This is a genomic window from Streptomyces sp. NPDC036815, assembly GCF_055609205.1.
The window spans coordinates 92,523-119,393 of the sequence record NZ_JBVJPW010000002.1 but is presented as its reverse complement, the minus strand read 5'-3'; the positions used below and the strand labels follow the sequence as shown (position 1 = coordinate 119,393).

Genomic DNA, 26,871 nt, shown 5'->3' with positions numbered 1-26,871 from the left:
GCCAGTTCGTGCTCTTCGCACTGACGGGTAGTTCCGGAATCCCGTGGCAGTGACGCCAGCGGCCGTGAGCATCTCCACCCCCGCCGACAGACCGCTGGCTCCGCAGGATTCACCGGACCAATGCTGCGATACCGCGCGGACACGGTGACGTGTCTCTTCCCGTTTAGTCGCATGGCTACGGCCACTTGCATCGCCAACTGCCGCGACATCACCCGGGTGATATCACCTCTGCAATGTGCGCCTCAGCGCAACATCCTGCACGGTTGAGAACCGTCGCGACGCCGAGGTCAGCATCTCGGCCGAGCTCGATTCCCGAAGCACGTTGTGTGTTCCCGCACGTACCGGTGGCTCATCGAGTATCAGTCCACCGTTCTCCACTACTTGCCCAGCCGCTTGGCCGACCAGCGCGGCAGCACCGCCATGCGTACAGAGAGGGATCATCATGCACGCCACACCGGACGAGCGCACGCTCGGCCACTGGTCGCAACGCCAGATCGCCTACTACCGCGCACGGGCCTCTGAGTACGACACCTCGTACGCCGATCGGATGCGTATGCCTCAACTCAAGAATGCCCTCGACATGTGGCCGATCAGTGGTGACGTTCTGGAACTGGCATGCGGTACGGGCCAGTGGACCCAGTTGCTCTCCAACCGTGCGAACAGCCTGACGGCGCTTGACGCCGCGCCCGAGATGTTGGATGTCGCCCGTACCCGGATGCGGGGAGCGGCCACACGCTTCATCGAGGCGGACATCTTCCGGTGGGAGCCCGACCGCCAGTACGACACAATCTTCTTCGCCTTCTGGCTCAGCCACGTACCGCCCGCAGCGATGTCCAGCTTCTGGGACATGCTGCGGCGGGCCCTAAAACCAGGTGGCTGCGTGGTCTTCCTCGACGACTCGCGGGCGAAGGCGGAGATCGAAGAGCAGGTGCCCGAGGAGCAGGTACCGACCGTGCTCCGCACCCTCGCTGACGGTACGCAGCACCTCGCCGTCAAGGTGCTGCACGACTCGGCCGATCTCACCCGGCATCTGAACGACCTCGGGTGGGAGGCCCACGTCGAGCAGTTCGACCGCTACCACGTCGGTGGCATCGCGCGGCCCAGGAACCACAAGTGATCAGCGTCAACGGCTATCCGGCGCGTCCCAGCGTGCGCGCCGGCGACGTAGTCCGACTGCACGTCGCCACGGAAGCCCCCCGGTTTCACGTCGACTTCTACCGCTGGGGAGCTACTCCCCGGCGCATGGGTCACGTCGAGTGGCCGGGACGAGTAGCCGCCCCGGGCCGGTTCGACGCGGACTGGCAATGGCCCGCATATGAGTTCCGCGTTCCGCACGACTGGAAATCCGGGGTCTACATCGCGGTCCTGAGCACGGAGCTGACGTCCGACGCACCGGCCATGGACTCGCGGGATGCCAGGATGCTGCTGGTCGTCACACCAGCGGCTCCCGCGGCTGGAAGAGTCCTCTACAAGATCCCGACCTTCACCTACCACGCCTACAACACGGCGGGCGGAGGCAGCCTGTACAGCGCCTCCCGCGTGACGCTACGCCGTCCCGGAGGCGGTGTGGGAGGCCCCGTTAAGGGCCTGCCCGACCCATACGACACCGCCTCCCCCCGCCAGACCTTCGCACACTGGGACGCGTCCTTCATCTCCTGGATGGAGGACAACGGGATCGACGCCGACTACTGCACGGACCTCGACCTCCACGAAGGACGGCTCCTCAGCGACGGGTACCAGCTCCTGGTCTCCGCCGGCCACGACGAGTACTGGAGCGCCCAGACCCGCCGGAACGTCACCGCATTCCGGGATGCAGGAGGCAACATCGCCAACTTCGGGGCCAATACCTGCTGGTGGCGGGTGAACGTCTCCTCGGATGGAGAGGGGCTTGACTGCATCAAGTTCCCGCCCGAAGCACCCGCCGGGACCGACCCCGACAGCTCGCACGGATGCCCGGACCACTGGTGGGAGACAGAACCCGAGAACACCCTGCTCGGAGTGAGCTACCGCAACGGCGGTGGTCACTGGGACGGCCTCCGCACCCCCCTCGGGTTCACCATCACCGACGCCGAGCACTGGGTGTTCGCTGGAACCGGTCTGAAGACCGGCGGCATCCTCGGCAGCGACGGCGCACTGATCGGATACGAGTGTGACGGCGCAGCGTACGAGATCGACGAATTCGGTCGCCACCACCCAGCAGGCCAGGACGGCACCCCGAAGAACTTCGAGATCCTCGGCATCGCCCCGCTGTCCGCGGAGTGGAACTTTGCCGCCCGGGAACCGATGCCCAGCCCACGAGCGGCAACCCTCGGCCTCTACACCGCTACTGGCACGGTCTTCACCGCAGCCACCACTGACTGGGCTCGTCTGCTGGCCACCGACCCCCAGGTCGCGGCCATCACCCGCAACGTCATCACCCACCTTGCCTGACGAAGGGATCGTCGTGTCCGGACTCGCACAGCCCCTCAACGTGATCATCGGAGTCAACGGCATCGGAATGGGGCACTCGGTCAGACAGGGCGTGCTCGCCCAGTACCTCCGCGACCGCGGACATCAGGTGCGCATCATCACCAACGGCATGGCCCGCGTCGACTACTTCAAGGACCTCGGATTCCCCGCATGGGACGCATGGCTGCCGACGGTCATCGCCCGAGATGACCGTATCCACGCCGTCGACGCAGTGCGGGCGAACATCAAACAGGCACCTGCCGGAATCGCCCGTCACTTACGCCTGCGCCGCACCGTCAGGGAAGGTGGTGTGCCGGACGTCTTCATCACGGACTACGAGCCCAACACTTCGCGCCTGGCCTATCACTTCGGCAAGCCGCTCATCTCCATCGATCAGCAGAGCAAGTACCGTCACCTCAACCTGCCGAGGGTCGGCCGATACGCCCGCACTGCGGAGGAGCAGCGACTGCGCTACTTCACACCCCGCGCCGACCGCTTCTTCATCTGCTCTTACGTCCCCTTGGACGCCGACAACCAGACGCTGGAGTTCATCCCTCCCGTTGTCCCGGATCTGGTCCGCTCTGCGCCGGTCACCACCGAACCCCTTGCTGTGGCCTACTTCTCGCGCTACTTCGACTACGGCCCCGAAGAGTCTGTTCGCGCCCTCGTCGAGGTCTTCCGCGAACACGTTCCCGACCGAGCCCTGCGCGTCTACGCGCACAGGGACGAGATCGGTAACCTCCGCCAGTACGCCGACGGGCAGATCGAGATCTGCGCCTTCGACCGACAGGCATTCGTCACCGATCTAGCACGGTCCGAAGTCGTCTTCTCCAACGCCGGATTCAACCTCATCAGCGAAGCCTTCGTCCTCGGCAAACCCGTCCACCTGGTACCACTGCCCACATACGATCAGCATTGGTGCGCCAAGGTCGTCCACGAGGCAGAACTCGGCACCGGGGCACCGCACATCGACCGCGAAGCGGTGCTCGACTTCCTGAGCCGCAGCCGCGAGCTTCGCCACAACGTCGAGCGCCACCGCGACCAGCACCTCACATCCGATCCCCGCGAGCGGATCGCCACCTACCTGGAGAGCCTTCCGGCAACAAGCCGCCCGGCGACCACCCACCCTGTCGGGTAGACGGCCATGGAGATCACTCCGCTCCAAAGTTCCCTAGACACAGCAGTGACTGTGCTCGCCGTCGTGGTCTGCTACCGATTCACCGTCTCGCCCGCCGTTCGCGCACTCGCCCAGAGGCCCAGAGCACTGCGTGCTGTCATCTATGCCGCCATGCCCGCTGTGCTCCTCGCGTTTCGCCCGCTGCCCGAGCCGGGTCCGCTGCGGTGGGTTGTTGTCTTCGTAGTTGCGTTACTTACCTGGCAGGGCATCACCAGCGACTACGACGTGACCCAGCCCCTCGGTCCGCAGCGCCACGACAAGCTTCTTCTGCTGCTCCTCGCAGCCGCGTCGTGCTTGTGGACACCAGCCCTACTTCCATGGCTGGCTGTGTACTGCGGCAAGCTGCGCGGGTGGAGGCATCACGCGATGATGCCGCTACGGCTGCTCAAGGCGTACCTCGCCTGGTTCCTCGTCGCGCTCTTGATCGGCCCCCGAATGTCCGCCACCGGGCTGCTTTTGGTCCTCGGCTGCGTCTCGCTGTCTCACTACGTCAAGCCGACCTGGAGCAAAGCCCGCCTGGGGCCACGCCCATGGTCGTGGGCCTGGCACAACCGCACCCACTACCTTGTGGCCTCCGCATACTCCTGGGGCTGGGCGCGGTTTCTGCGAGCCGACACCGTTTCTCGTGTACTGCGTGGAGTACGCATCATCGATCGACCAGCCAACTTCCTCACGGTGGCCATCGAACTTGTCGGTCTCGTCGCCTTCCTCGACCGGCGGCTCCTGATCGCGGCCCTGATAGCCACCGCCCTGTTCAATCTGGCCGTCGCCTTCGCCTCCGGCATTCTCTTCTGGGAGAACATCTGCACCAACATCGCCCTCGCGATCGCCATCGTCCTCCTGCCCAACCAGGGGTACGAAACAGCGTTCGGCTGGACCGCGGTGCTGATCGCCAGCGTAGTAACCCTCCTCAGCGTCGCCGATCTCCTGTGGCAGCCCTGGCACTTGGGCTGGTGGGACTCGCCTTTCACGGCACGCATCCACTGGCAGGTGGAGACCGTCTCCGGCGCCGAGTTCGGCCTCTACAACAACTACATGTGCCCGTACGAACGAGAGTTCGGTCGCGTCCTCGGCTACTTCCTCACCACCGAGCCCATCGTTCACGGCCACCTCGGCATCGTCTGGGACCAGCAGCTACGCGACCGCCTCGCCCAATCCAACGGCGACCCTGACGAACTGCGCACGCTCAAGGAGACCTACGGCAGAGCACAGACGGATCAGGCGCAAGCACACGAACACATCGCGTTCCTGACCACGATGTTCACCCGCCTCAACGCCGGCACTCCGAAAGGCCCCTTGCCTCCTTCCCTGCGCCACCTGAAAGCGCCAGGCGGCCAGCTCTACTACTGGGGCGACTTGCCCCCCTACCGCGGTGAAGAGCCAGTCCGCCGCATCACCATCCGCTACCAGGAACGCTGCTACCGCCCAGGCGCAGGCGACTTCGTCCTGCTCACTGATCACACCGTGGAGGAGATCGAACTCCTCACGCCCTCAACCGACCGTAGGAGCACCCCGTGCGCAAGGTCTTCATCGACTGCGGAACCAACCTCGGAGTCGTCCTGAACCGCTTCATCAACGAACTCCCGGACCACGACTTCTACGCCTTCGAGCCCAACAAGGAACTTCACCCGTCCATCCAAGAGCAGATCGCACAGGCACCTCCTCCTCGCCACATCGAGGTCTCGGACAGTGCGGTCTGGACGCACGACGGAACGATCGACCTCTTCCTCGGCCATCACGAGAGCTCCACCGTGATGCCCGGCAAGCGCGTCCCGCCGATGTACGACCAACAGATCGACTACAGCACCCCCCTCTCCGTGCCGGCCACCGACTTCAGCGCCTGGCTGCGCCGCACCATCACCCCAGGCGATCACGTCGTCGTGAAGATGGACATCGAGGGCGCCGAATACCCCGTCCTGTCCAAACTGCTCGCCGACGGAACGATCAATCTCATCTCCGTCCTCTACATCGAGTGGCACTTCGATCGCTTCCCCGCCATGAATCAGGCCGATCACGACCGGCTGTTCATAGCCGTATCCGAGTGCGTCGACGTACGTGAGTGGGACTAACCGGAGGAAGGGGACGCGAGGCCATGACCTCGAAGCACATCTACTTGATCAAGCATGGCGAGACAGGGGAGAACCTCCAGGGCATCCACCAGGGCCAGGCTGTCGGCGGCAGGCTCAGTAAGCGGGGGAGCGACGACATCCGCACAGTGGCGGCCAGTCTTTGCGCCGGTGGGATCACGGTGGACCAGATGCTCGTCAGTCCGATGTCACGCTGCCAAGAGTCTGCGGCGCTGCTGGCTGCCGCACTCGCACCGGCCGACGTGCGCGTGGACGGGCGTCTGGCCGCCAAGAATAGTGGCCACCTCGGGGGACAGCCGAGAGGACTTGCGCAGACCGAAGCTGCTCGCCACGGCATCCCCATCCACCAGCTCCGCACACCGGGCGGCGAGTCGTCCGAGGACGTCCAGGCCCGCTACGTGAGCCTGTGGGCTGATGTTTCCTCTGCACCGCACGGCACGTCTGTCTTGGTCGGCCACGGTGGTGGGATCGCCTGCCTGCTGCTGTGGCTCACTGGTAAGAGCTTCGATCGGTACCTCGATCACGTGCCCGGCTCCGCGGGTGTCACCTGGATCGAGGTAGGCGACGATGCGTCCCGGATCCGGCTGATGAATGTTCCGCCAGGGGAATTGGCTCGTCGCCTCGACAACTGTGCCGCCCGATGAGTGCGCGGGCGGCACGGCCGGGGCCACGAAGGCAAAGGTCAGGCGGACTCTTCGCCGCCGAACCGCTCCCGGTACGCCTCCAGGTCCTCCTCGCTGATCTTCGCGAACAGCACCGGCGGCACGGTGAACGCGGTCCCGGCAGGAACTGTGTTCAAGGACTTGGCCTGATCGGCGGTCACCCAGGTCGCGGTGTCGCTCTCCAAGGCAAAGGCGCCGCGCATGGCCTTGGCGGAGGCGGGGATGAAGGGCTCGGAGACGACCGCGTACAGGTGGATGAGGTTCATGGCCGTACGCAGGGTGAGCGCGGCCCCGTCCTTGTCCGTCTTGATCTCCAGCCAGGGGGCTTTCTCCTCCAGGTAGGCGTTGCCCGCCGACCAGAGGGCGCGCAGCGAGGCGGCCGCCTTGCGGAACTGGAGCGTCTCCATGTGGCCTTCGTACTCAGCGAGCAGGGAGGCGATCTCCTCGCCCAGCTTCGCCTCGACCTCACCCGCCTCCTTGCCCGCTGGCACGTCGTCGCCGAACCGCTTGCGGGAGAAGGACAGAACGCGGTTGACGAAGTTGCCGAGGGTATCGGCCAGGTCCTTGTTGACCGTGGCGGCGAAGTGCTCCCAGGTGAACGAGGTGTCGTCCGACTCTGGGGCGTTCGCCATCATGAAGTAGCGCCAGAAGTCGGCGGGCAGGATCTCCAGTGCGTCGTGCGTGAAGACGCCCCGGCGTTGCGAGGTGGAGAACTTGCCGCCGTAGTAGTTCAGCCAGTTGAAGGACTTGACGTAGTCGACCATCTTCCACGGCTCGCGCACGCCCAGCTCAGTGGCCGGGAACATCACGGTGTGGAAGGGGACGTTGTCCTTGCCCATGAATTCGGTGTAACGGACGTCGTCGGCTTCGTACCACCACGACTTCCAGTCGCGTACTTCGCCGTCCGGAGCAGCGTCGGCCCACTCCTTCGTCGCACCGATGTACTCGATCGGGGCATCGAACCAAACGTAAAAGACCTTGCCCTCGGCAGCCAGCTCCGGCCAGGTGTCGGCCGGCACGGGCACACCCCAGTCCAGGTCGCGGGTGATCGCGCGGTCGTGCAGCCCCTCGGTCAGCCACTTGCGCGCGATGGAAGAGGACAGCTGCGGCCACTCGTCACCGACCGCGTCGATCCACGCCTCGACCTCGCCCTGCAGCTTCGACTGCAGCAGGAACAGGTGCTTGGTCTCGCGCACCTCGAGCTCGGTGCTGCCGCTGATGGCCGAGCGAGGGTTGATGAGGTCGGTCGGGTCCAGGACGCGGGTGCAGTTCTCGCACTGGTCACCGCGGGCCTTGTCGTAGCCGCAGTGCGGGCAGGTGCCCTCCACGTACCGGTCGGGCAGGAAACGGCCGTCGGCGGGCGAGTACACCTGCCGGATGGCCCGCTCCTCGATGAAGCCGTTCTCGTTCAGCTTCCGCGCGAAGTGCTGCGTGATCTCCACGTTCTGCTGCGAGGAACTGCGCCCGAAGTGGTCGAAGGCCAGCTCGAACCCGTCGTACACGGCCTTCTGCGCGTCATGGGCCTGCGCGCAGAACTCCGCTACTGGCACCCCCTGCGCCTTGGCGGCCAGCTCGGCGGGGGTGCCGTGCTCGTCGGTCGCGCAGATGTAGAGGACGTCGTGCCCGCGCTGGCGGAGGTACCGGGAGTACACATCCGCCGGAAGCATCGACCCGACCATGTTGCCCAGGTGCTTGATCCCGTTGATGTAGGGAAGCGCGCTGGTGACCAGGTGTCGAGCCATCCTTGGATGCTCCATTTCGTACGTACGGCGCCGGTGACAGTGCCACGGCGAGCCCAAGTCGGGAGGCCGCAGCCCACGCAACCACTCAAGTCGCATGATCTCGTCACGCACGGTGACAGATCGAGGCTGCGAGCACCGTCATCGTATCGAACCGGGGGAAAGCCCTTCCCGCGGGTTTTCAGTGATCCCAGGGCAGAGCTGGAAAGGCACTCGGCCGTCCAAGACAGGCGGCCAAGCGAGTCTCGTACGGCCGAGGCAGTCCCCATCTTAAGGCCGCTGCACCGCCGCAGGCTCACATGCGCCTCCTTCATAACCATTCCCGCGAGGTGAACAGCATGATCGAGAATTCAAAATCCTCACGGCTCCGTGTGGTCGTCGTGGGGCAGGGATACGTAGGGCTCCCGCTTGCGATCAGAGCCGCTGAAGTTGGGCACCAGGTGGTCGGCCTCGACGTTGACGTCCAGCGGGTGAAGCGCCTTGTGCTCGGAGAGTCGTACGTGGAGGATATTTCGGACGCACGGTTAGCCCCGCTCCTCGCCGCGGGCGTCTACCGCCCGAGCATCGACACCTCTGACTGTGCAGACTTCGACATTGCGATCGTCACCGTTCCGACGCCGCTACGCGATGGTGTGCCAGACCTGTCGCATGTGGAGGACGCAGCCCGGATGCTCGGCCGCCATCTTGGACGGGGAGCGACGGTGATCCTGGAGTCCACCACCTACCCGGGGACGACCGAGGAGCTCTTTGGCCCGCTCCTCGAAGACGCCTCCGGCCTGACTGCCGGGATCGACTTCCACCTCGGCTACAGCCCTGAGCGCATCGACCCCGGCAATCCGAACTGGAGGCTGGAGAACACACCAAAGATCATCTCCGGTATCGACGCCCGGTCTGCCGAGGCCATCCACCGCTTCTACGCATCTGTCGTCGAGACCGTCGTGCCGGTCTCGAGTTGCAAGGAGGCCGAGCTGACGAAGCTCCTGGAGAACACCTTCCGGCACGTGAACATCGCGCTCGCCAACGAGCTAGCGATCTTTGCCCACGAACTCGACATCGACATCTGGTCTGCCATCGACGCCGCGTCCACCAAGCCGTTCGGGTTCATGCGCTTCACCCCGGGCCCAGGCGTGGGAGGCCACTGCCTGCCCATCGACCCGTCGTATCTGTCCTGGCGCGTTCAGCGCACTCTCGGGCGCAGCTTCCGCTTCGTCGAGCTGGCGAACGACATCAACAACCACATGCCTGACTACGTGGTTCGCCGCCTCGTCGACGGTCTCAATGCTCGCAAGAAGTCCCTCAACGGATCCCGAATCCTGCTTCTTGGCCTGGCCTACAAGGCCAACACCGGCGACGCCCGCGAAACCCCGGCAGCACGGATCGCTGAACTCCTCACCAGCATGGGCGCCGAGGCCCAGGCGGCCGACCCGCATGTCATCGATGACGCGCACCCTCGCGCCGCCCATCTCACAACCGTTGAGCGAGTCGACGTGACCCCGGAACGACTTGCGGCAGCGGACGCCGTCGTTCTGCTCGCCGACCACGACACCTTCGACTATCACGCGATCACAGAGCACGCCACGTACATCCTCGACTGCCGCCACCGACTCGTCGGCACACACGTCGACTCACTCTGAAGGGAAGACCTCCGTGGATATCGTGATCACAGGTGGCGCCGGATTCATCGGCAGCAATCTCGCCCGGACCCTCACTGAGCACCCTAAGGTCAACCGGATCCGAGTGATCGACAACCTCTCAACTGGCGCTAAGGAGAACCTCGCCGGCCTCGACGTCTCCTTCGTTGAGGGCGATGTTCAAGACGCCGCTCTTCTGGACCAGGTCTTCCACGACGCGGACACGATCGTCCACCTCGCTGCCTTGCCATCCGTACCGCGCTCCGTGACAAATCCTTTAGCCAGCCACCACGCCAACGCGACAGGAACCCTCCAAGTCCTCGAAGCCGCACGCCGTGCTGGCAACCTGCACGTGATCGCCGCCTCCTCATCCTCGGTGTACGGCGCCACCCCACATTTGCCCAAGCACGAGAAGCTGCCGACCATCCCGATGAGCCCATATGCGGTGACGAAGCTCGCGACGGAGGCGTACCTGAGCGCATACCACTACAGCTACGACTTGCCCGTCCTGCCTCTCCGCTTCTTCAACGTGTATGGCCCCGGACAACGTGCTGACCATCCATATGCTGCGGTCATCCCGAAGTGGGTCCACGCGATTCTCACGGGCCAACCAGTCATCGTGCACGGCGACGGAACACAGACTCGCGACTTCACCTTCGTCGGCACTGTCTGCGAAGTCCTCGTGGACGCGGCCATCCGCAAGATCTCCAATCCGTCCCCGGTCAACCTCGCCTTCGGCGCTGACATCTCACTCAAGGAGCTGATCGGCGAGATCGAGGCCGTAAGTGGCGCTACTGCTTCTGTGGCTCACACCGCCCCGCGACCTGGCGATGTCTCCCACTCAAGTGCGGACAGCGGACGCCTCCGAGAACTGTTCCCGGACATAGCGCCGTTGACTGCGCGGCAAGGACTCGAAGCGACCCTGCAGTGGCACCGAGCGCGGACTGCTGGCGGCTGCGGACTCGCATCAAGGGAACAGCGGGCAGCGGCTGCCTGATCGACGCCGTACCCGTACGCCCGACCTACCCAGCTTGAAGCAGAGCTGCGGGCGCCCGCCTGCGAGCGCCGCGCCCCGCTCAGCTACTGGCTGCCCTCAGACCGCCGCCCCCACGGCATCCATATCTCCCACGGACGTGGGGGCGGCTCTTGAACTCTCGTCGGAGCCCTGGCGAGGGAACCGAACAGGAAGGAGCACGAGGTGGCAGAGACCACAGCACCGCCTCCTACCCGGAGCGGCCTTCTGGTGGCGGTGGAAGAGCTGACCGCCGTCCACGACCGGTACGACAGCCTCCGGTCCGACAACCAGGGGAGCTCTGGAGACGCCCCGTGGCCCGGCGGTGACGGCAACTTGACCGACGTCGCATAGCACCAGGCGGCAGGGGCGAGTGCGGTGTCTTGTGCTCGCCCCTGTCGCGCCTGCACCACATGGTCGAACTCATGAGGAGGCAGTAATGGAACACCAGTTGATCAATGCCATCGAGGGGGCGCTCGGGTGGAATGGTCCCGGCGAACTCGGCAAGGGATTCGCGCGGGGAAACATGGGCGACCCCGCCCTCGCCGCCCGCATCCTCACCCCGAACCGCCTGCTCGACACCGCGATGCGCAGGAGCCTGAATCGCCCGCAGTTCCGGTGCTTCCAGAAGGGCGAGGAGGTCCACCCGGCCATCTACTACACCGACGTCGTCAGCCCTCGCGGCCAGAGCATCCCCACGGTCAACATGCGAAGCCTGGGCAGCCTGTTGGAGGAAGGCGCCACGCTCATCCTCGACCAGCTCAACGTCTTCGACCCGACGATGGAGGTCGCCTGCCGGGCACTCCAGTGGTGGTCCCACGAGCGGGTACAGGTCAACGCCTACCTGACGACGAACGACGCCGCCGGCTTCCCGCTGCACTGGGATGACCACGATGTGGTGATCGTCCAGCTCGCGGGCGAGAAGGAGTGGGAGGTACGCGGGACCTCCCGCGCGGTCCCCCTCTACCGGGACGCCGACCCCAACATCACCCCGAGCGAGGAGATCGTCTGGTCCGGCGTCATGCGGACCGGCGACATCATGCACATCCCTCGGGGTCACTGGCACCAGGCCACCCGCACCGGCAGCGGCTCGGGGAAGAGCCTGCACGTGACGTTCGGGATCACCCAGCGCACGGGGGCGAGCTGGATGGGATGGCTGGCCGACTGGTGCCGAGAGCGGGAGGTCTTCCGGCAGGACCTGGACCGCGGCCCCGGAGCCAGCAGCCAAGCCCTGGCCGAGGCCGCTGTCCAACTGATCGGCGAACGTGCGCCCGCTGACTTCCTGGCGGCCTACGAGCAGCAGACGACACTGCCCCGCCATGTGCCCTACCTGGACATCCTCGGGCCGCTGGAGGCCGCGGTGTGCACCACCCGCTTCCGCCCCCAGACCCAGGAGCACGGCGACACCGTCGACGTCTTGGTCTCGGGCAAGAAGCTCACCCTCGCGGCCAAGGCCCTGCCCGCGCTGCGTCTGCTGCTGAGCGGCAGGCCAGTCCCGCTCGACCGGGCGGCCGCCGTCGTGGGTGCCGAGGTGGTGGAGGTCGCCGAGATCTTGGTGAAGGAGGAGATATGCGCGACGCTGACCCCCGAGTTGTCCTCGGGTTACACCGGTCTCGTCACGAACGCCGTCTCCTGACCGGCGCGCTGGACCTCGGCGTCACCGCGCTCGACACCAGCTCCAACTATCTCGGCTTTCGCTCGCACGAGGTTCTGGCGCGGGCGGCCGGCGATCTGCTGACACAGTTCACGATCTCCACCAAGGTGGGCTATCTCCCAGGGCCGGACAGAGCGGAGCACTCCCTCGACCCGGCGCGGCTGCAGGGAGCCATGGAGCAGGCGGTCAAGGACCTTGGCCGGGAGCCGGACCTGGTCTTCCTGCACAACCCGGAACACTCCCTCGAAGGAGCCGCGTCCCATAACGGATACGTCCTGGCTCAGGCGTGCGCTGCGCTCGACATCGCAGCGGCGAAGGGGTTGTGCGGCGCGTGGGGCGTCGCGTCCTGGGATCCCGCACCCCTGGTGGACCTGGTCGGCGTGGCCCTGCCGCAGCCGTCGGTCCTCATGGTGCGCGCCGGCCTGCTGGTCGGGACCAGGACTCTCGATGCTGCGGATGCGGTCGCCGCGGCCTGGGGCCTCGGCAGCGACAGGGTCTGGGGGATGAGCCCCTTCGGGGGCAGTACCCGCGCCCCGGTGTGGGACAGGATCAACCCTGGTGTCTTCCTCGAGGACGGCGACCGGCTCTCCCGCGTGCAGGCCGCCTTCCGAGCGGCGTACTGCCTTCCGCAGGTCAACACCATGGCCGTGGGCACGGACGAGCCCGCCCACCTGGGCCAACTGATGGGCGCCCTGGCCGGCCAGGTGGACGAGCAGGCCGTCCGCGAGTACCGAGACCTCATCCGGGCCCGATCGCGTGGTCAGCCCGCTTGAAGCTCCGCGATGACCTGCTCTGCCATGCGGCGCGCGGGCTCCAGCCGAGGATCCTGCGGGTGCGCGTCCGGTCCGAGGATCTTCGAGCACGCGAAGAGCGTCATCAGCTTGCCGTCCCGGCTCTCGAAGTCGTGGCGCCGTTCGTGCCGTACGCGATCGGCCAGGGCGGGGACGGCAAGGGAGCTGCCCCACAGCGAGGCGGAATCCAGGCCGCGTGGCGCGTTGCCCCAGTCCTCCCAGTCGAAGAGGGAGAACGTAGGCGCGGTCATGTTGGCCCAGTTCAGGTCCGCGTGGGCAGGCACCCACCGCTCGACGGTCGTGTCGAAGCCGTCGGTGGGGGAGACGCTGCGGACCGCTTCGGTGACGAGAGCCTGCGTGATGGTGGTGGTGTCGGGTGTGGCGACGCGCCTCGTGTCCTGGGCGGCAAGCGCGTCCAGGGAGGCGTTGAACGCCTGCCACCACGCGTCCTGCAGCTCCGGGTCCTTGCTGAGGATCGCGTTGCCGACGGGCGCGCTCGGCAAGAGCTCGGTCTCATCAGCCCGCCACATCACGGGTTCGTCCGCGTCCCGCCAGACCACACACCCCCGCCAGACGGGCTGCGCAATGCCTTCCAGACGCGCGGCGCACTCGGTGCCGTTCCAGCCCTGCACGCCGATCTTGTCGAGCCCGCGCCTCTCAATACGGATCCACGTCCGCCGGTCCGTCCGCGCCCCGACCGAGCGGCGTTTGCGTACCACCGTGTCCCGATCCAACTCGACTTGAAGGGATCGCTCTACGTGATCGAGAACGTTGTCGACCGGTTCAACCCGCAAGTCAACGGCGCGCGCCGAGGGTGCCGAGAGCGTCATGCGGGCGACCGTAGCACCGGAGCAACGGAGCCCATGCCGATCTCGGGCGATGCGGTGGGACCAAGCCACAAAGGCCGACGAGTTCGTGGACGCATGACTTGCGCAACGTCCGCTACTGAGACTGCGGTCCACGACACGAGGCACTCGCCCGTGTCGTGGGCCGCAGCCCCTGGCTGCTTACGGAGTGAGCCGGTTCGGGCCGCGGAAGAGGAACGTGGCTTCGCGGATCGAGCCCAGGCTGAGCATGACCATCAGCACCCGCCCGAGGCCCATGCCCAGCCCGCCGTGCGGCGGGCACCCGTGGCGGAACGCGTTCAAGTAGTCCTGCAGCGGCTCGGCGCTCATGCCCTTCTCGGCGTCCCGCTTCAGCAACACGTCGTACTGGTGCTCACGCTGGGCACCGGTGGTGACCTCCAGCCCCTTCCACAGCAGGTCGAAGCTCAAGGTCACGCTCGGGTTGTCGACCGGCCGCATGTGGTAGAAGGGCCGGATGCAGACCGGGTAGTGCGTGATGAACATGAACTCGGGGCAAGGGTCCTGCTTCTACGTGGGCTGGAGGCGAGACGCCACATCCTCGACAGGTTGTAGCGGCGCGGCCTCAGCCGAGCAGTGCAGCATCGGTCCTGTGAGCTCGCCCGGGACCCCCAAGCCGTCGAGGAGCGTGACGATCTTGTCGATGTTGGTGAGGCGCCGAGCGCCCTTCTCCAGCATCGACAGGAACGGCTGACTCAGTCCGGTCAGCGTGACCATGTCATCCTGCCGCAGGCGCCCGAGGGTCCGCACCAGGGTGCAGAGTCTCCCGAAGTCTCTCGTGATGAGTGCGGCCTGGACTTCCCCATTCGCCCACACCTCCGGTTGCACGCAAGGTAATGCCCCGACTAACTCCGCCGGGGTCCGGATGCACCCACTGCACCGCGACTCACTGTTGTAACGGCTGAGCCGACAGTCACACTGAGAGCAACGACGGTGCCGCTCAGCAGCCGTACTTGGTCCAACATCGCTCTCCTTGGGCATGGCCGACCCCTCTACGCCGCCAATCCGGCCGTTCCTCTTAGCGACGGGTGAGCATTGGTTCGGTGCGGCGACCGTGTTGCCAGCCAGGTCGACCCCGATGGCCACAATCGAGTTCTTCAGCTCGCCGCAGGGAGTCTGTTCCTTGAGCGTCTTGCTGATATGGCTCTGCTTCACCGGGAAGGAGGTGCGCTCGCCCATCCATACGCCCATCGTGGACTTGGAGTCCACGCCGTCTGCGTGGATTGAGTGGTCGCGCTTCGCTCGCCTGGACTCAGGCATGCCGGATTCCTCTCTCTGCGCTGGATGTGCTGGAGCAACCCCGTGCATTCGCCGGAGTCCGGCGTACCGTCCTACTCGGGGGGTATGGGGATGGCGCTTAGCCGCTCAGCGGCAACGGTGCGGCGCTGGCCACGAGGTCAAGGAGGGGTGTGGGCTGCAGAGCAAGTTCTAAAGGGCGCCTTCGTGCTCTCTGCGTGCCTTGATCAAGGCACGGTGCAGCCCGTCAGGCAGGATCAGAGCGTGGGGCCCTGCGGGTAGCCGGTGCCAGTGCAGTCCGGGGCTGACGGTGCGATCTGCCTGCGGGACCACGACGTGGCAGGTTTCCCCCAGCGCGACGGTGCCGGGCTCCTCCCACTGTGCCGCAGTGCCGACCGGTGTCAGGAAGTACATCCGCGGCTCACGGCCGCCCTCGTCGAGGATGACCGGCCCGGTGCGCAGTCCCTGCTCTTCCATGAGAGCCACGGCCCGGCGCCCTACCTGTTCGGGCGCCCGGATCGCGTCCCACCATGTACCGGCAGGACACAGCTCCGGCTCACTGCCGATGGGCATCCATCTCGGCAGTCGTGCGGTCGGGATCGCGTCCGACATAGGAAAAGCCCCCTCACAACTGGGTGTGAGGGGACCATTCCACGCTCAAGGTGTCTGCGCGCGGACAAACTGTCCGCACCCGAATCACGCCAACTCCACTTGTCTGTTGGTGAGTTGTGCTATGCGACGCCCGCCCAGGCGCCGAACGCGGACAGCTCCGCGGAGGGGTGCACGTCCATGCGCACCAGCGAGCCGAGTGTTTCGCGCACGGATGGGTGGAATCGTGTGTGGTTCGGGGCGATCTTCCTCGCCCGCTTCAGCTCGGCGAACGCGCCACTGCGGTCGCCTTCCGCCAGACGCGCCGAGGCGACGTCGATGTGGTGGTGGCTGGATCGCTCGCCGACCGTCGAGACCGGCGGCATCCAATCGGCGCCGCCCTCGCCCCATTCGGCGAGCCGGGCCAGGGCCTGCTCGTTGTCCCCGGTGTCGATCAGTGCGTGCACCGTGTGAATCTTGATGTTCGTCGGCCCGAAGCTCATCTCGTAGGCGAGGCTGTCTCGGTTGCCCGCCATACCCGCGACCTGCTGGGCTTCCTGCAGCAGCTCCTCGGCCCCATCGGGGTTGTTCTCCCGCGAATCCACCACCGCGAGCTTCAACAGCAGCGCCCCGTCCACTGCCAGCGCGTCGTCGGTGTATGACCGCTCCGGCTGGAGTCGCTCCAGCTCCCCGCGCAGCCCTGTGAGCTTGCGACGAGCCGACTCGGTCGCGCCCTGGCGGAGCATCGACCCGGCCACCAGGAAGCCGGCCGTGACCTGCATGAGTGGATCGCCGGTACGGTCGGCGGCCCACCGCACTCGCTCCAGAGCCGTGTTGCCCAAGTCGTGGTGCCCCATCTTGTGGGCGAGGCTGTTGACCGCGCGGTAGGCGCGGGCCAGGTGCCAGAATGCCTTCTGCTGCTCGTCGCCGCTCGCGCCGAGTGCCACATGGGTCAGCTCGGTAATCACTGGGGGCAGCAGCGGCCCCATCGGCGCGTATCGGGCGTCACGCCGAAGGGCCGCTATCTGGTCCACCTCCGATGCCAGGACCGGCAGCGTACGCGGACGGGCTTCCAGTTCGTCGGGAGTGTCGAAGCACAGCAGGATGCGCCGCAGCTCCGGAATGACAGCGTGCACCCCGTCCTCGGCCTCCGGCTCCCCGTAGTACGGCTGGCCGGTCAGCACCTCCGGGCCGAAATGCAGCGCCCGCGCCAGAGCCAGTCTCAGACTCGGCGTCGCCTTCCGCGCGCCGGATTCCAACTTCTCTATCTGGCTGGGAGAAACCGCGACCCGCTGGGCAAGCTGCGCGACGGACAGCCCCCGCGTCTTACGTGCCGTCCGGAGTCGGCCCCCCAGCATCAAGCTCTCACCCACGTCGAGTTCCCCTCGCTGATCGGAGCATTGTGGCCAGAGTACGGACTATGGGACACCTCCAGTAGGCCCGTCGCCAAGAGTTAACGGGCCGACTGCGCTGTCGACGAGGCAGGCCACGCTGTCGAGCGGTACGACGAGACCTTCGAAGCGATCCGGAAGGTAGCGGGCCCATGGGCGCCAGATGCAGATAGATCCCTTGTGGGAGGCGGCCAACAGGCGCGAATGGTCTCTGTGGACACAACCGTTGGGCGTCACCTCGGCGTACCTGCAAATCATGGGCGAATAGGGCAGAGCTTCGACTACCGTCTCGGCATGCCGAACTCGCTACGTGTCCGCTTCGCCCCGTCCCCAACTGGCATGTTCCATGTCGGTGGAGCCCGCTCCGCTCTCTACAACTGGGCACTGGCACGACAGCAGCAGGGCCGCTTCGTTCTCCGCATCGAGGACACTGACGCCGAACGCAATCGGCCCGAATGGGTCGACGGCATCATCAGTGCCCTCGCAGCAATCGGCATCAGCGACAAGGATCCCGCCTTCGAAGGCCCGTACTTCCAATCACACAATGCCGACGCGCACCGGGAAGCGGCCGGCCGCCTCCACAATGCCGGCCACGCATACTTCTGCGACTGCACCCGCGACCAGGTCATTGCCCGCACAGGCTCGCAGCACCTGGGGTATGACGGGTTCTGCCGCAACCGTCGCTTGGCCTTCGAACCGGGACGAGCCCTGCGCTTCCAGACCCCAGACGATGGCGCGACAGTCGTCAACGATGTGGTCCGTGGACGCACCGAGTTCCCCAACCACGCCGTCGAGGACTTTGTGATCGCCCGCGGTGACGGCACCCCTGTGTTCATCCTGGCCAACACCGTGGATGACATCCAGGAGCGCATCACCCACGTCATCCGCGGCGAGGAACACCTGTCGAACGCCCCGAAGCAGCAGCTGCTGTGGGAGGTCCTCGGCGGCGCGCCTCCTGTGTGGGGACACCTGCCGGTGATCGTGAACGAGAAGCGACAGAAGCTGTCCAAGCGTCGTGACAAGGTCGCGCTCGAGGACTACCTCGCTGAGGGCTACCTGCCCGACGCGATGATCAACTACCTGATGCTCCTCGGCTGGGGGCCCGGCGACAACACCGAGGTCCGGCCCTACGAGGAACTGGAGGCCCTGTTCCGGCTTGAGGACGTCACGAAGTCGTCCGCGTTCTTCGACGTGAAGAAGCTCGCAGCGTTCAACGGCGAGTACCTGCGCAACCTCACCGACACCGAGTTTTTGGATGCGTGCCAGCCATGGCTGGCGGCGCCGAAGGCGCCCTGGCGACCAGAGGCATTCGACGAGGCTGGCATCCGCACGGTCGCTCCGCTGGCGCAGAGCCGCGTGACCGTACTCGGGGAGATCCCCAAGTACGTTGACTGGATCTTCCTCGACCAGCCGCCCACCGACGACGCAGCTTGGGCCAAGACCATGAAGCCCGGCGCAGAGAACGTCCTGGTCTCCACCCGGAACCGCTGGAGCACAGCCGACTGGACCGCTGACGCCCTCAAGGCAGGGTTGGAGGAGGTTGCCGCCGAGCAGGGCCTCAAACTGGGGAAGGCCCAGGCCCCCGTACGTGTCGCAGTGACCGGACGGACAGTGGGGCTGCCCCTCTTCGAGTCCACTGAGGTACTGGGCCGTGACCGCACTCTGGCCCGCCTCGATGCTGCACTCACAACCCTTCGGGAAGCACAGGCATGAGCGTCTTGCTGCCCACGTGCGGGCGTGTGCCTGCCAGAGTGGGTCCGCGTACCTGACCGCGGACCCACACGGCAGTCGAGTCTGGCATGAACTCCAGCTCCATAACGGCAAGTTCGAACCGAGACTGCCCGCTGGACGAGCGGCTATACGACGCCGCCACGTCGGTAGCCGACCCACAAGCGCCCGCCGCACCGATTCAGTACGGCGTCAACCATGCCCACCAGATCCTCCTCGTGACCTGCCAGGGCGGCACGGACGGCTTCGCTCAGCTGCCTGCTGAAGCCTGGCTCGACAGCTTCCACGTGACGAGCCAGCCACTTTCCGCCGCCGAGCCACGCGCCGTTCACCACCAAGACCAGCTCTGCCGCGCGCCGCGCCAGTTCGGTCACGACGAACACCCGCTCCCCGGCGTCGTCACATCCCGCCAGGTCATCCAAGAGATCAGTGATGGCGTAACGCCGGTCCTCCAACTCGTCCGCCGTCGCCTTCGGAACCCCTGCCGCCACAAGCCTCTGGGCCTCACTGGCGATCTTCTCCCCGACACCGTCACGATCGAGGAGCAGTACGCCTTCCGCGCACATCCACAGCAGAGGCGAACGCCCCTTGCCGATCTCTCGCTCGACGAAGGCCCGCCAGGACTCCTCGGTGTGCACGAAGAGCTCCACAGGCCACGCCCCGTACAGAAGACTCTCCCGGTACGGGGCCGGAGGCCCGGGGAGTAGAACGACAACGTCCAGGTCGGACATGGGCGTGCGCCGCTCCGTGGCGGCGCTGCCTCCAAGGAAAGCAGCCCGAGCGGCAGGAAACTTCTCATCGACAACAGCACACGCAGCGGCGAGCGGACTCATGCAGCAACTATCCAGAATCACGCTGCACACCCGCATCCAGGTTTCCTCAGTCCGACGACACCAGCTGAGCCTGCCGGGGCCACCGCGTTGTGTGACGTTCGGAGAATACCCACACCCTGTGGGCAAGGGGGTGGGTGACGTAGAGCTGCCCGTAATCTCCTGTGACCGTTGCCCGCCGTGCACTGCTTCACGGCGCTCTGCTCTGAGGGGCGGTAGGACACCACGCAGGTGAGCTCGCCCGCTCTCAGAGGCGATCAGCGGCTACGACCACTGCTATCTCCGCGAAGAAGAAACGGCCCTCGGCCGCCGCCTGCTGCACAGCCTCGTACCACTCCTCGACCGCAACCGTGTCCACCCGTCCGGAACCACGGAGAGCAGTCGCCCGCAACGCACCCCGGACATCACTGATGCGGCGCCCTGCATGACCGGTGAGCTCAGCGGAATGGGTCACCACCGTCTCCACGTGCGTCCGCGCGAGCGGCGAAGCCTCCACAAGGCCAGGCAGCTTACGACCCATCCGCCCATCTGAAATGTCCATCCACGGAGGCGCATCGTCGGCGAACGCGTGCAGGATCCTCCGGTCCAATCCGACCGGAGGCCCAGAAACCACAAGTGAGTCGAAGTCCGAATGGGAGAGCACCGCCCGACCGCCGGGCCGTAGAACTCGGTGCACCTCTTGCAGGAGCAGATCCGGTTCGGGCAGGCACTCCAGGAGGTTGGAAGAGATGACCGCGTCCACACTGGCGTCTTCGAGCGGGAGCTTCTCCCTCAGGTCCGCGGTGGCCAGCTTCACCAACCCGCCGTGGTGCTTCAGTCGCGCCCGCGCCTTCGCAAGAGACTCGCTTGCACGGTCGTATCCGATGAGTTGTGCCTTCGGATAGCACCTGGCAAATCCGGCCAAGGCTGGGCCTGCGCCGCAGCCGAGGTCAACGATCGAGCCCTGCTCGGGGAGCCTCGCCAAGTCGATGAACCGCTCGTGCAGTAAGTCGTTCGTCTCAGGCATCTGGGATCTCCTTGGGCGCCGCACAGCGATCGATGGACACCCTATGGGGCGGTGCTCTCATCGCGCCCTGGGCTTCCGATGCATCCCAAAACCGCTTCACCGTCAGCGACTTGGCTGTGATCCTGAAACGGTGAAGAGCCCACCCGAAACCCTCGTCCATGGCCCGGCGCAGCTGCGGCGCTGGCGAGTCCGCGATGCCGAAACGGTGTACCGGCTGGTCGACGAGTCGCTGGAGCACCTGCGCCCCTGGATGCCCTGGGTAACAGAGCACGGCAGACAGAAGTCCGCGGACTTCACGGCGCGCTGCGAAGCCGACTGGGCGGACGGGAATGGGTACAAGTACGGCATCTGGAGCGGAGGCTCTGCGGCCGGCGCCTGCGCTCTCGTCCGTCGCGACGGAACTGCCGGGCTTGAGATCGGTTACTGGCTGCACCCGGACTTCACCGGCCTCGGGCTCGTCACAGCGGCCGTGAACGCTCTCACTGAGCAGGGCTTTGCTCTGCCGGGGGTCGAATACGTGGAGATCATCCACGACAACGAGAACTACGCGAGCGCGAAGGTACCGCAACGATGCGGGTACACCCGAGTGCGGACACAGCCAGGTACCCCGCCGTTTCCGTCGGCATGTTCAGGAATTGATGTGGTCTGGCGCAAGGAGCAGTCCCACCACTAACGGCTCACCACACATGAGCTCAACGGCGCTGCCTCGCAGACAGATGCACGGTGGTGAGAACGTCGCGGTGCGTCGTGGGCGGCTCATCAGGGGCCACCTCTTCGACAAGCTGTGCAGCACGACGTTCGAGCGCGGTGACGTTGGCGGAGTTGTCGACGGTAGCGACGCCGTTGACGGTGACCTTCAACGGCTCTGCGACGAGCGTGGCTAGGCGTTCGTGGAGCACTTCGAGTGCGACGGCCTTGGCGGAGTGCAGCCGTTCGTAGCGGGCGGTGAGATCGTTGGCGTCGGTATCGGCGCCGAGCTGGGCTTGGAGCCAACGCAGTACATCGCTGTGCATACAGATCCTCGAAGAGGCGGCGGGGAGAAGCGAGGCATCCGCTTCCCCCCGCCGCGCAGAGTCCGGCCCTAGGCGGGCTTCGCCTTCCGGGCGGACGGTTTGCCGGGCTGGGTGGGGGGCTGTTCGCCCTCCCAGCAGCGCGGATTAGTGATCTGCTCGGCAACTGCCGGGTCCGTCACGTGCTCGCCGGTAAGCAGCACCACGGGGGTGCGCTCGGTGGGGTCGAGGACGTGGACGGTGGTGGCGAGCACGCCGAGCGACTTCACAGCGGCGCTCACAGGACGGTCGCGGTGATGTGGCAGTCCGGCGAGTACAGGACCGGCATCGCGGCTGCGGCGCCCTTGGTCCAGATCTGCACCGGGTCGTCCTCAACGTCACGGGTGATGACGATGCCCGGAGCGTCCTCGCGCTCGATCTGCGGATTCGTACCGCGCGACAGCGCCAGGGACTCGGTTGTGGTGCCGTACTGAGTCTGGCCCCACTTCGCCCGGTCCGGGGGCAGCATGATCCACCGATCCTCCGGAAGCACCCGCTTCGATACGTCGTCCTGCCACACCTGCGCCTTGTAGAACGTGACCGGCGGAAGACCGTACGTGCCACGCACCGAGTTGACCTGCTGCGGGTTCAGCGTCGCCGTCGGCGTCTGCCCGCCAGCAGGAGTGCCGTAATAGGCCGCCCTGTACGCGCCGTTCGACGCCAGATGCGACCACGCCTTACGGGAGGTGAGCACCATCTCCGGTGCCGGGGCGCCGATGGAGTCGAGGTAGTCGATCCACCGCAACTCGTCCGCGATCGGATCGGCATCCGGTGCGGACCACGGCTTCGGCGCGGTCGGCATGTTGGCCTGCGGCACGCCATAGTCGACCTCGACGGTCAGACCGTTCTCGCCGGCCAGGCTGAACTTTCCGTCCAACAGCACGTCACCAGCGGCGAGTTCGAGACGGGAACGGATCGCTTCGACGTGCCGTTCCACGTCGTCGTAGAGCAGATCGACGAGCCGGTCCTCGTCCGCGCCGCGGGCCGCGTCCAGGAGCAGCTGCTCCATCTCGCCGACCAGAAGTTTCTGGCCGAGCGCCGGGAGAGTGCCCTCGGTCTGCGTGGACTGGGCCTGCCGCTTCGCGAACGGCACGCTGGTGTCGTAGGCGCGGTAGGAGGCGGCGTTCACGCGCCGCTTGTTCTGCCGGACGCGCCACTTCACGTCCTGCACCTGGGCCTCGGCGAACACCGTCTTGGTGAGCAGGAAGTCATCCGGGTTCGGGATGGTCCGCGCGTAGACGGTGAGGTCGGCGACGGAGACGTTCTTGAGCAGGTCGGCGACGCTCATGCGGTCACCGCCCCGAGGAAGCGGATCTGCGCCCCGGCCGAGCTAGGTGCGATCTTGGTCGGGTCGATGCCTCCGGGGATCTTCGCCGTGTTCACGGTGCCGTGCCAGAACAGCGCGGCGGGCACCTTCGTGGCACCGGGGGTGAAGGGCGCCTCGGCGTAGACGAGGCCGGCGAAGACCTCGCGGCCGTCCTCGGCCGCAGGGTCGTAGGCGCCGTACAGGCCGGAGGCGGTGATGCGGCCGACGGGGACGCCGGAGCGGACGAAGCCGTGCGGCTGCGCTGCGCTCGGCTCGATGTAGTGGACGTTCTTGGTGAGCGTGGTCAGGTCGAGGGTGATGGTCTCGGTGGAGTCGGTGCCGTGGCGGGAGGCGAGCCAGTCCCGGTCGGCAGTGACCGTCACCGTGGTGGTGTACGGCTGGATACTCAAGCCGCGTTCTCCTGGTGGTGCGGGTGCGGTCGCGCACTCACCAGGGCGGTGGAGCGGTCCACGGAGGAGAAAGGGGCGTGGTCCCCCGGGCGGGCAGCCGCCCACAGGGGGCGGCTGCCGCGGTCTAGTTGGGTTCGGGCAGGAGGCCGCGGCGGCGGGCCATCTCCAGTCCGGCGGCGCCGGGCTGCCGTTCTGCGCTGCCGGGTCGCGGCGGCGGCACCGATGCCGGAGCCCCGCCCGGAGCAGGTGGAAGCTGCTGGGCAGAGGCGTTGAACAGTTCGGGGCGGCGACCGCTCAACTCCTGGACCGCCTCGTCCAGGACGATGGCGTCGGCGTCGTCGGGGACACGGAGCAGCGCAACGGCGTCGTCGAGGTCGCGACCGGTCACCCCGGCCGTGACCAGCGCCGAACGGTGGAATACGTCTCGCTCTCTGGCGAGCGCGGCCGCCTCCCGGGTGATCGCTGCCTTCTCCCGTTCGGTGACGGCTTGCTCGCGGCGTTCGGTCTCGGTCAGCTGATCCTGCTCAGCCTGTCGCAGGCTCGTGAGGTGCTCTTCAAGGGCGGCCGCGCTGGCGAAGCCGAGCTTCTCGACCAGGGAGCGGACCGCTGCACGGCCACCCTGGTCCTTCTCCCGGGCCATCATCGTGTTCAGCTGCTTCTGGCTGACACTGACAGAGACCTCGTCGTTCGACGGATCGTCGGAGGAGGCGCCGAGCACCGGGCGAATCGGACGGCCATCACTGCGGTAGCCGAGCACAGTGCGTGGAGCGGGCAGACAACGGGGCATTGGGTAGTGCTACTCCCATGTCGGCCCCGCGCCGTGTCCCAGTGTACGGATGCCAGCGATATGCCCCGGTAGTTCGGGAAGGCCCGGAGTCTATGGTTATGCCCTGACCTGGCATGATCGACTTCATGAATACGGGTGGGGAACCTGCAAGAACAGCGGTGGAGCAGGACGCGTCGCTGGCCAAGGCCCGGCAATCCAATCGCCGCGTTCTGGCCGTGATCAGCGTCCTGGTGGTGGGCGCCGTGGCAGCAGCGGTGTGGTGGTGGGCTCCGTGGGTGGATCGGAGCCCGTTCACCGCGTACGACGTGTCGGTGGCACCCGGGAAGTACACCGACCCCGGCTCCGCAGCCGACTCCTGTATCCGGACGGCTTCCTCCGAGGAGGAGACGGTGATCTACGACGAGGACGGCCACAAGCTCGCCGCGGGCCGTGACCCGAGGGAAGGCCAGCGGCTGGGGCCGGAGTTCGGGGACTTCGCCGGCGACTGCATGTTCATCACGCGCATCGACGGCGTTCCCGGCGGCGAAGGCACGTACGTCAGGCAGTGGGGCGGTGGGACCAAGACCGAGCTGGGCGAGGACGAGCTGCGTATGTCGGTTGAGGAGCAGCGGGAACGGTTCAAGACGATGAAGAAGACGGACTGACGGGCTCTCTGCCGGGCCTGGCCTCGCGGATGTGTCGCCGGTCGTTGATTCGAGTGACTTCTTCGCGGGCGTCCTCGATGGGGTATCCGGCGTCTTGCAGCATGCGGATGCCGGTCTCCAGTGACAGCACCCCGGCTGTCACACCCTTGACCACCTCTTCGAGGATCGCCGTCCGGTCGGTCGGGGTGTGCGGGCCGAACACCAGCCGGGCGGGAAGTGTGGCTCCTTGGGGCCAGCCTTCGGCATGACCGGCCTGGTGGATGCGCTGGACCATCTTCAGCAGCAGCGCGTACTTGTGCGCGCGGGCTAGGCGCATGGCGTCGACGAGGGAGTCCAGCGGGCCCAGGGACAGCTGGAGTGCGTAGCCGCTGGGTACGTCGGAGGGGTCGACGGTTCCCAAACTGACGGCAGGCAGGCGGGCGTTGACTGCGGCGCGGTCGCGTATCTCCTCGACTCGGGCGCGGAGTTCGGCGAGCTGGTGAGAGGTGTCCAGGACGTCCATGCGTCCGCCGTCGCCGAGCGTGAAGACCGTGCCTGGCTCGATGGCGAGGGGCTTGGGCCTGCCGGACACCCGGTCGACCTCGGGACGGGCGCCCGCGAGGCCGATGATCGGGGCGCCGGTGGTCGAGGAGGCACGGGCGGAGTCGGTGTCGGTTTCGGCCAGTTCGTCGAGGGCTTGCATTACCTTGGCCAGGGTGGACTGGCCGAAGTGCTCGCCGTCCGCGATGGTGTTGCTGACATGGACGAGCGGGATGAAGTCCAGGCGCAGATCGAGCCGATCCAGTATCGCGCCGTCCGCCCGGGTGCGGAACCGGGCCTTGTCCAGCGGCAGGTCATCGAGCTGCTGACCGTGGCGGAGATCAGTAATCTCCCACTCCGCGTCGCTCAAGTAGCAGGTGGTCGCGGACGGCTGGTCGGGGGACCACGGGTATGTGCGCTCGAAGCGGTCGAGGGCCTTGTTGTACCAGTCTCCACTCTGTGGAACGGGTTCACTCTGCTCCGCCAGTGAACTGCCCTCTCGTAGCGCCAAGTTCATCGGCTGGATAGGAGCAAGCTCGTAGGTGATGCGCCGCAGCCGAGCCTTCTGCCCGCGCTTGGGGTCCTCCGGGATCTCCCACGCCAGGTGCACCCGTCGCGGGTAGTCCCCGGGGTCGGCATCGTCCTCAAGGACGGGGAAGTAGAAGCCGGGATCAAGGGTCCGCAGCGTCACCCGCTGCTTGTCCGGGTCCCAGGCCAGGAGGTACAGGCCGTCGCCGAGCAGTACAGCCTTGCGTTCCGCGGCCTGCATGCGCAGGGGCAGCAGCTCGGCCTCTGCCCAGTCCCGGAGGCGTTGTTGGATGGCGGCGGCCGTGGCCGTCTCAAGGCTGGCATCGTCGTCTGTGGCGTGCTCGGCGCCAGGCACGATGATCTGCTGAGACTTCCCCAGCAGGTGGGCGAGCGTCGTGTCCACGAATGCGGACGCGTCCCCGAACTCCCGTCGTTCGCCTGCCGTGTCGCTGCCGGCGAGGCTGGCGAGTTCGCCTGCCTGGTTGTTGTCGTAGGCGGCGAGGAGCTTGTACGCGGCCAAGCGGCGCACCGCATCATCAGGAAGCCAACTGGCTTTGAGTTCGGGGGCGAGAACACGATGGGGGCGTCCGTCGTGTGTGCTGGCCATGACGGGTTTGTAGTTCAGCCACGACCAGGCGTCAGTCAGGAAAGTGCGCAGGCCCACGGGACAGGTCCGTAACGTCGGCCCCGCGCCACCTACAGCGTAGGTGAGTCTGTCACCCTCTTCCCGATCCCAGGGGCTCTGGCCCGAGCATTGCGCAGGTTCTCCTGATCGCGCCCACCCT

Annotated in this window: 27 protein-coding genes and 1 pseudogene; 14 read left to right on the top strand and 14 right to left on the bottom strand. The window is 66.5% G+C overall.

The window, feature by feature from the left end; translation table 11 throughout:
* Positions 1 to 442: 442 nt before the first annotated feature.
* From ACZ69I_RS06745 to ACZ69I_RS06720, 6 genes are read left to right on the top strand one after another with little or no spacing between them, the layout of a single operon-like run.
* The gene (locus tag ACZ69I_RS06745; protein WP_470830771.1) at positions 443 to 1,117 is read left to right on the top strand and encodes a class I SAM-dependent methyltransferase; all 675 of its coding nucleotides are present in this window, start codon (positions 443 to 445) and stop codon (positions 1,115 to 1,117) included.
* Positions 1,114 to 2,430, top strand: coding sequence for a N,N-dimethylformamidase beta subunit family domain-containing protein (locus ACZ69I_RS06740; RefSeq protein ID WP_470830770.1), 1,317 nt, complete (start codon positions 1,114 to 1,116; stop codon positions 2,428 to 2,430). Before ACZ69I_RS06745 ends, ACZ69I_RS06740 begins: the two co-directional genes overlap by 4 nt.
* Positions 2,431 to 2,443: 13 nt before the next feature.
* Entirely contained in the window at positions 2,444 to 3,586 is a 1,143-nt protein-coding gene (locus ACZ69I_RS06735; protein ID WP_470830769.1) for a glycosyltransferase family protein, read from the top strand.
* A gap of 51 nt (positions 3,587 to 3,637) precedes the next feature.
* Entirely contained in the window at positions 3,638 to 5,188 is a 1,551-nt protein-coding gene (locus ACZ69I_RS06730; RefSeq protein WP_470830768.1) for a hypothetical protein, read from the top strand.
* Positions 5,140 to 5,694 (top strand): FkbM family methyltransferase, encoded by a 555-nt coding sequence (locus ACZ69I_RS06725; RefSeq protein ID WP_470830767.1) that lies wholly within the window; start codon positions 5,140 to 5,142, stop codon positions 5,692 to 5,694. The genes ACZ69I_RS06730 and ACZ69I_RS06725 overlap by 49 nt, the downstream gene beginning before the upstream one ends.
* Before the next feature lie 23 nt (positions 5,695 to 5,717).
* Positions 5,718 to 6,356 (top strand): histidine phosphatase family protein, encoded by a 639-nt coding sequence (locus ACZ69I_RS06720; RefSeq protein WP_470830766.1) that lies wholly within the window; start codon positions 5,718 to 5,720, stop codon positions 6,354 to 6,356.
* 38 nt (positions 6,357 to 6,394) lie between these two features.
* On the opposite strand, the gene metG is transcribed toward ACZ69I_RS06720, so the two are convergent.
* Positions 6,395 to 8,116 carry a methionine--tRNA ligase gene (metG, locus tag ACZ69I_RS06715; protein WP_470830765.1) on the bottom strand — a complete coding sequence of 574 codons (1,722 nt, stop codon included), beginning with the start codon at positions 8,114 to 8,116 and terminating at the stop codon, positions 6,395 to 6,397.
* A gap of 335 nt (positions 8,117 to 8,451) precedes the next feature.
* Here metG and ACZ69I_RS06710 point away from each other — a divergent pair, with 335 nt between their 5' ends.
* The 5 genes from ACZ69I_RS06710 to ACZ69I_RS06690 all read left to right on the top strand — a co-directional run bounded on the left by ACZ69I_RS06710 (position 8,452) and on the right by ACZ69I_RS06690 (position 13,183).
* Complete coding sequence (locus tag ACZ69I_RS06710; RefSeq protein ID WP_470830764.1) at positions 8,452 to 9,747, top strand: nucleotide sugar dehydrogenase; 1,296 nt, start codon at positions 8,452 to 8,454, stop codon at positions 9,745 to 9,747.
* A gap of 13 nt (positions 9,748 to 9,760) precedes the next feature.
* Complete coding sequence (locus ACZ69I_RS06705) at positions 9,761 to 10,741, top strand: NAD-dependent epimerase/dehydratase family protein (protein ID WP_470830763.1); 981 nt, start codon at positions 9,761 to 9,763, stop codon at positions 10,739 to 10,741.
* 201 nt (positions 10,742 to 10,942) lie between these two features.
* Positions 10,943 to 11,110 carry a hypothetical protein gene (locus ACZ69I_RS06700; RefSeq protein ID WP_382800963.1) on the top strand — a complete coding sequence of 56 codons (168 nt, stop codon included), beginning with the start codon at positions 10,943 to 10,945 and terminating at the stop codon, positions 11,108 to 11,110.
* A gap of 85 nt (positions 11,111 to 11,195) precedes the next feature.
* Complete coding sequence (locus ACZ69I_RS06695) at positions 11,196 to 12,392, top strand: JmjC domain-containing protein (protein WP_470830762.1); 1,197 nt, start codon at positions 11,196 to 11,198, stop codon at positions 12,390 to 12,392.
* Positions 12,326 to 13,183, top strand: a complete 858-nt coding sequence (locus ACZ69I_RS06690) for an aldo/keto reductase (protein WP_470830761.1) — start codon at positions 12,326 to 12,328, stop codon at positions 13,181 to 13,183. The genes ACZ69I_RS06695 and ACZ69I_RS06690 overlap by 67 nt, the downstream gene beginning before the upstream one ends.
* Here ACZ69I_RS06690 and ACZ69I_RS06685 read toward each other — a convergent pair.
* The 5 genes and pseudogenes from ACZ69I_RS06685 to ACZ69I_RS06665 all read right to left on the bottom strand — a co-directional run bounded on the left by ACZ69I_RS06685 (position 13,171) and on the right by ACZ69I_RS06665 (position 17,261).
* Positions 13,171 to 14,031 (bottom strand): hypothetical protein, encoded by an 861-nt coding sequence (locus ACZ69I_RS06685; RefSeq protein WP_470830760.1) that lies wholly within the window; start codon positions 14,029 to 14,031, stop codon positions 13,171 to 13,173. The two genes, ACZ69I_RS06690 and ACZ69I_RS06685, sit on opposite strands and share 13 nt — an antisense overlap.
* 177 nt (positions 14,032 to 14,208) lie before the next feature.
* A pseudogene (locus ACZ69I_RS06680) lies at positions 14,209 to 14,556 on the bottom strand (amino acid--tRNA ligase-related protein); the annotation flags it as partial.
* 18 nt (positions 14,557 to 14,574) lie between these two features.
* A complete protein-coding gene (locus ACZ69I_RS06675) occupies positions 14,575 to 14,781 on the bottom strand; it encodes a helix-turn-helix domain-containing protein (RefSeq protein ID WP_470830759.1) in 207 nt (68 codons plus the stop codon).
* Between the two features lie 711 nt (positions 14,782 to 15,492).
* Positions 15,493 to 15,912 carry a hypothetical protein gene (locus tag ACZ69I_RS06670; protein WP_470830758.1) on the bottom strand — a complete coding sequence of 140 codons (420 nt, stop codon included), beginning with the start codon at positions 15,910 to 15,912 and terminating at the stop codon, positions 15,493 to 15,495.
* Between the two features lie 119 nt (positions 15,913 to 16,031).
* Entirely contained in the window at positions 16,032 to 17,261 is a 1,230-nt protein-coding gene (locus ACZ69I_RS06665; RefSeq protein ID WP_470830757.1) for a helix-turn-helix domain-containing protein, read from the bottom strand.
* 357 nt (positions 17,262 to 17,618) lie between these two features.
* Between ACZ69I_RS06665 and gltX the strand changes: the two genes are divergently transcribed.
* A complete protein-coding gene (gene gltX / locus ACZ69I_RS06660) occupies positions 17,619 to 18,992 on the top strand; it encodes a glutamate--tRNA ligase (RefSeq protein ID WP_470831064.1) in 1,374 nt (457 codons plus the stop codon).
* Positions 18,993 to 19,135: 143 nt separating this feature from the next.
* On the opposite strand, the gene ACZ69I_RS06655 is transcribed toward gltX, so the two are convergent.
* A complete protein-coding gene (locus ACZ69I_RS06655; protein WP_470830756.1) occupies positions 19,136 to 19,840 on the bottom strand; it encodes a nucleotidyltransferase domain-containing protein in 705 nt (234 codons plus the stop codon).
* Positions 19,841 to 20,084: 244 nt separating this feature from the next.
* A complete protein-coding gene (locus ACZ69I_RS06650) occupies positions 20,085 to 20,843 on the bottom strand; it encodes a methyltransferase domain-containing protein (RefSeq protein ID WP_470830755.1) in 759 nt (252 codons plus the stop codon).
* A gap of 130 nt (positions 20,844 to 20,973) precedes the next feature.
* Between ACZ69I_RS06650 and ACZ69I_RS06645 the strand changes: the two genes are divergently transcribed.
* Positions 20,974 to 21,516 (top strand): GNAT family N-acetyltransferase, encoded by a 543-nt coding sequence (locus ACZ69I_RS06645; protein ID WP_470830754.1) that lies wholly within the window; start codon positions 20,974 to 20,976, stop codon positions 21,514 to 21,516.
* A gap of 19 nt (positions 21,517 to 21,535) precedes the next feature.
* On the opposite strand, the gene ACZ69I_RS06640 is transcribed toward ACZ69I_RS06645, so the two are convergent.
* The 5 genes from ACZ69I_RS06640 to ACZ69I_RS06620 all read right to left on the bottom strand — a co-directional run bounded on the left by ACZ69I_RS06640 (position 21,536) and on the right by ACZ69I_RS06620 (position 24,326).
* Positions 21,536 to 21,856, bottom strand: coding sequence for a hypothetical protein (locus tag ACZ69I_RS06640; protein ID WP_470830753.1), 321 nt, complete (start codon positions 21,854 to 21,856; stop codon positions 21,536 to 21,538).
* Positions 21,857 to 21,924: 68 nt separating this feature from the next.
* Positions 21,925 to 22,122: a hypothetical protein gene (locus tag ACZ69I_RS06635; RefSeq protein WP_470830752.1), complete on the bottom strand. Its 198-nt coding sequence runs from the start codon at positions 22,120 to 22,122 to the stop codon at positions 21,925 to 21,927.
* A gap of 8 nt (positions 22,123 to 22,130) precedes the next feature.
* A complete protein-coding gene (locus tag ACZ69I_RS06630) occupies positions 22,131 to 23,180 on the bottom strand; it encodes a major capsid protein (protein WP_470830751.1) in 1,050 nt (349 codons plus the stop codon).
* Positions 23,177 to 23,608 (bottom strand): head decoration protein, encoded by a 432-nt coding sequence (locus tag ACZ69I_RS06625; protein ID WP_470830750.1) that lies wholly within the window; start codon positions 23,606 to 23,608, stop codon positions 23,177 to 23,179. The genes ACZ69I_RS06630 and ACZ69I_RS06625 overlap by 4 nt, the downstream gene beginning before the upstream one ends.
* 124 nt (positions 23,609 to 23,732) lie before the next feature.
* Positions 23,733 to 24,326, bottom strand: coding sequence for a hypothetical protein (locus ACZ69I_RS06620; protein ID WP_470830749.1), 594 nt, complete (start codon positions 24,324 to 24,326; stop codon positions 23,733 to 23,735).
* 194 nt (positions 24,327 to 24,520) lie between these two features.
* On the opposite strand from ACZ69I_RS06620, the gene ACZ69I_RS06615 reads away from it, so the two are divergent.
* The gene (locus tag ACZ69I_RS06615; protein WP_470830748.1) at positions 24,521 to 25,039 is read left to right on the top strand and encodes a hypothetical protein; all 519 of its coding nucleotides are present in this window, start codon (positions 24,521 to 24,523) and stop codon (positions 25,037 to 25,039) included.
* Here the strand turns inward: ACZ69I_RS06615 and ACZ69I_RS06610 are convergent.
* Positions 25,014 to 26,693: a hypothetical protein gene (locus ACZ69I_RS06610; protein ID WP_470830747.1), complete on the bottom strand. Its 1,680-nt coding sequence runs from the start codon at positions 26,691 to 26,693 to the stop codon at positions 25,014 to 25,016. The two genes, ACZ69I_RS06615 and ACZ69I_RS06610, sit on opposite strands and share 26 nt — an antisense overlap.
* Positions 26,694 to 26,871 lie beyond the last annotated feature (178 nt).

Excerpts from the sequence above, each read along its gene's own strand:
- ACZ69I_RS06655 (WP_470830756.1), bottom strand. The coding sequence starts at position 19,840 with ATGAGTCCGCTCGCCGCTGCGTGTGCTGTTGTCGATGAGAAGTTTCCT.
- ACZ69I_RS06675 (WP_470830759.1), bottom strand. The coding sequence starts at position 14,781 with ATGGTCACGCTGACCGGACTGAGTCAGCCGTTCCTGTCGATGCTGGAG.
- ACZ69I_RS06685 (WP_470830760.1), bottom strand. The coding sequence starts at position 14,031 with ATGACGCTCTCGGCACCCTCGGCGCGCGCCGTTGACTTGCGGGTTGAA.
- gltX (WP_470831064.1), top strand. The coding sequence starts at position 17,619 with ATGTTCCATGTCGGTGGAGCCCGCTCCGCTCTCTACAACTGGGCACTG.
- ACZ69I_RS06690 (WP_470830761.1), top strand. The coding sequence starts at position 12,326 with ATGCGCGACGCTGACCCCCGAGTTGTCCTCGGGTTACACCGGTCTCGT.
- ACZ69I_RS06615 (WP_470830748.1), top strand. The coding sequence starts at position 24,521 with ATGAATACGGGTGGGGAACCTGCAAGAACAGCGGTGGAGCAGGACGCG.
- ACZ69I_RS06640 (WP_470830753.1), bottom strand. The coding sequence starts at position 21,856 with ATGCACAGCGATGTACTGCGTTGGCTCCAAGCCCAGCTCGGCGCCGAT.
- ACZ69I_RS06630 (WP_470830751.1), bottom strand. The coding sequence starts at position 23,180 with ATGAGCGTCGCCGACCTGCTCAAGAACGTCTCCGTCGCCGACCTCACC.
- ACZ69I_RS06610 (WP_470830747.1), bottom strand. The coding sequence starts at position 26,693 with ATGGCCAGCACACACGACGGACGCCCCCATCGTGTTCTCGCCCCCGAA.
- metG (WP_470830765.1), bottom strand. The coding sequence starts at position 8,116 with ATGGCTCGACACCTGGTCACCAGCGCGCTTCCCTACATCAACGGGATC.
- ACZ69I_RS06710 (WP_470830764.1), top strand. The coding sequence starts at position 8,452 with ATGATCGAGAATTCAAAATCCTCACGGCTCCGTGTGGTCGTCGTGGGG.
- ACZ69I_RS06650 (WP_470830755.1), bottom strand. The coding sequence starts at position 20,843 with ATGCCTGAGACGAACGACTTACTGCACGAGCGGTTCATCGACTTGGCG.
- ACZ69I_RS06720 (WP_470830766.1), top strand. The coding sequence starts at position 5,718 with ATGACCTCGAAGCACATCTACTTGATCAAGCATGGCGAGACAGGGGAG.
- ACZ69I_RS06745 (WP_470830771.1), top strand. The coding sequence starts at position 443 with ATGCACGCCACACCGGACGAGCGCACGCTCGGCCACTGGTCGCAACGC.
- ACZ69I_RS06695 (WP_470830762.1), top strand. The coding sequence starts at position 11,196 with ATGGAACACCAGTTGATCAATGCCATCGAGGGGGCGCTCGGGTGGAAT.
- ACZ69I_RS06670 (WP_470830758.1), bottom strand. The coding sequence starts at position 15,912 with ATGTCGGACGCGATCCCGACCGCACGACTGCCGAGATGGATGCCCATC.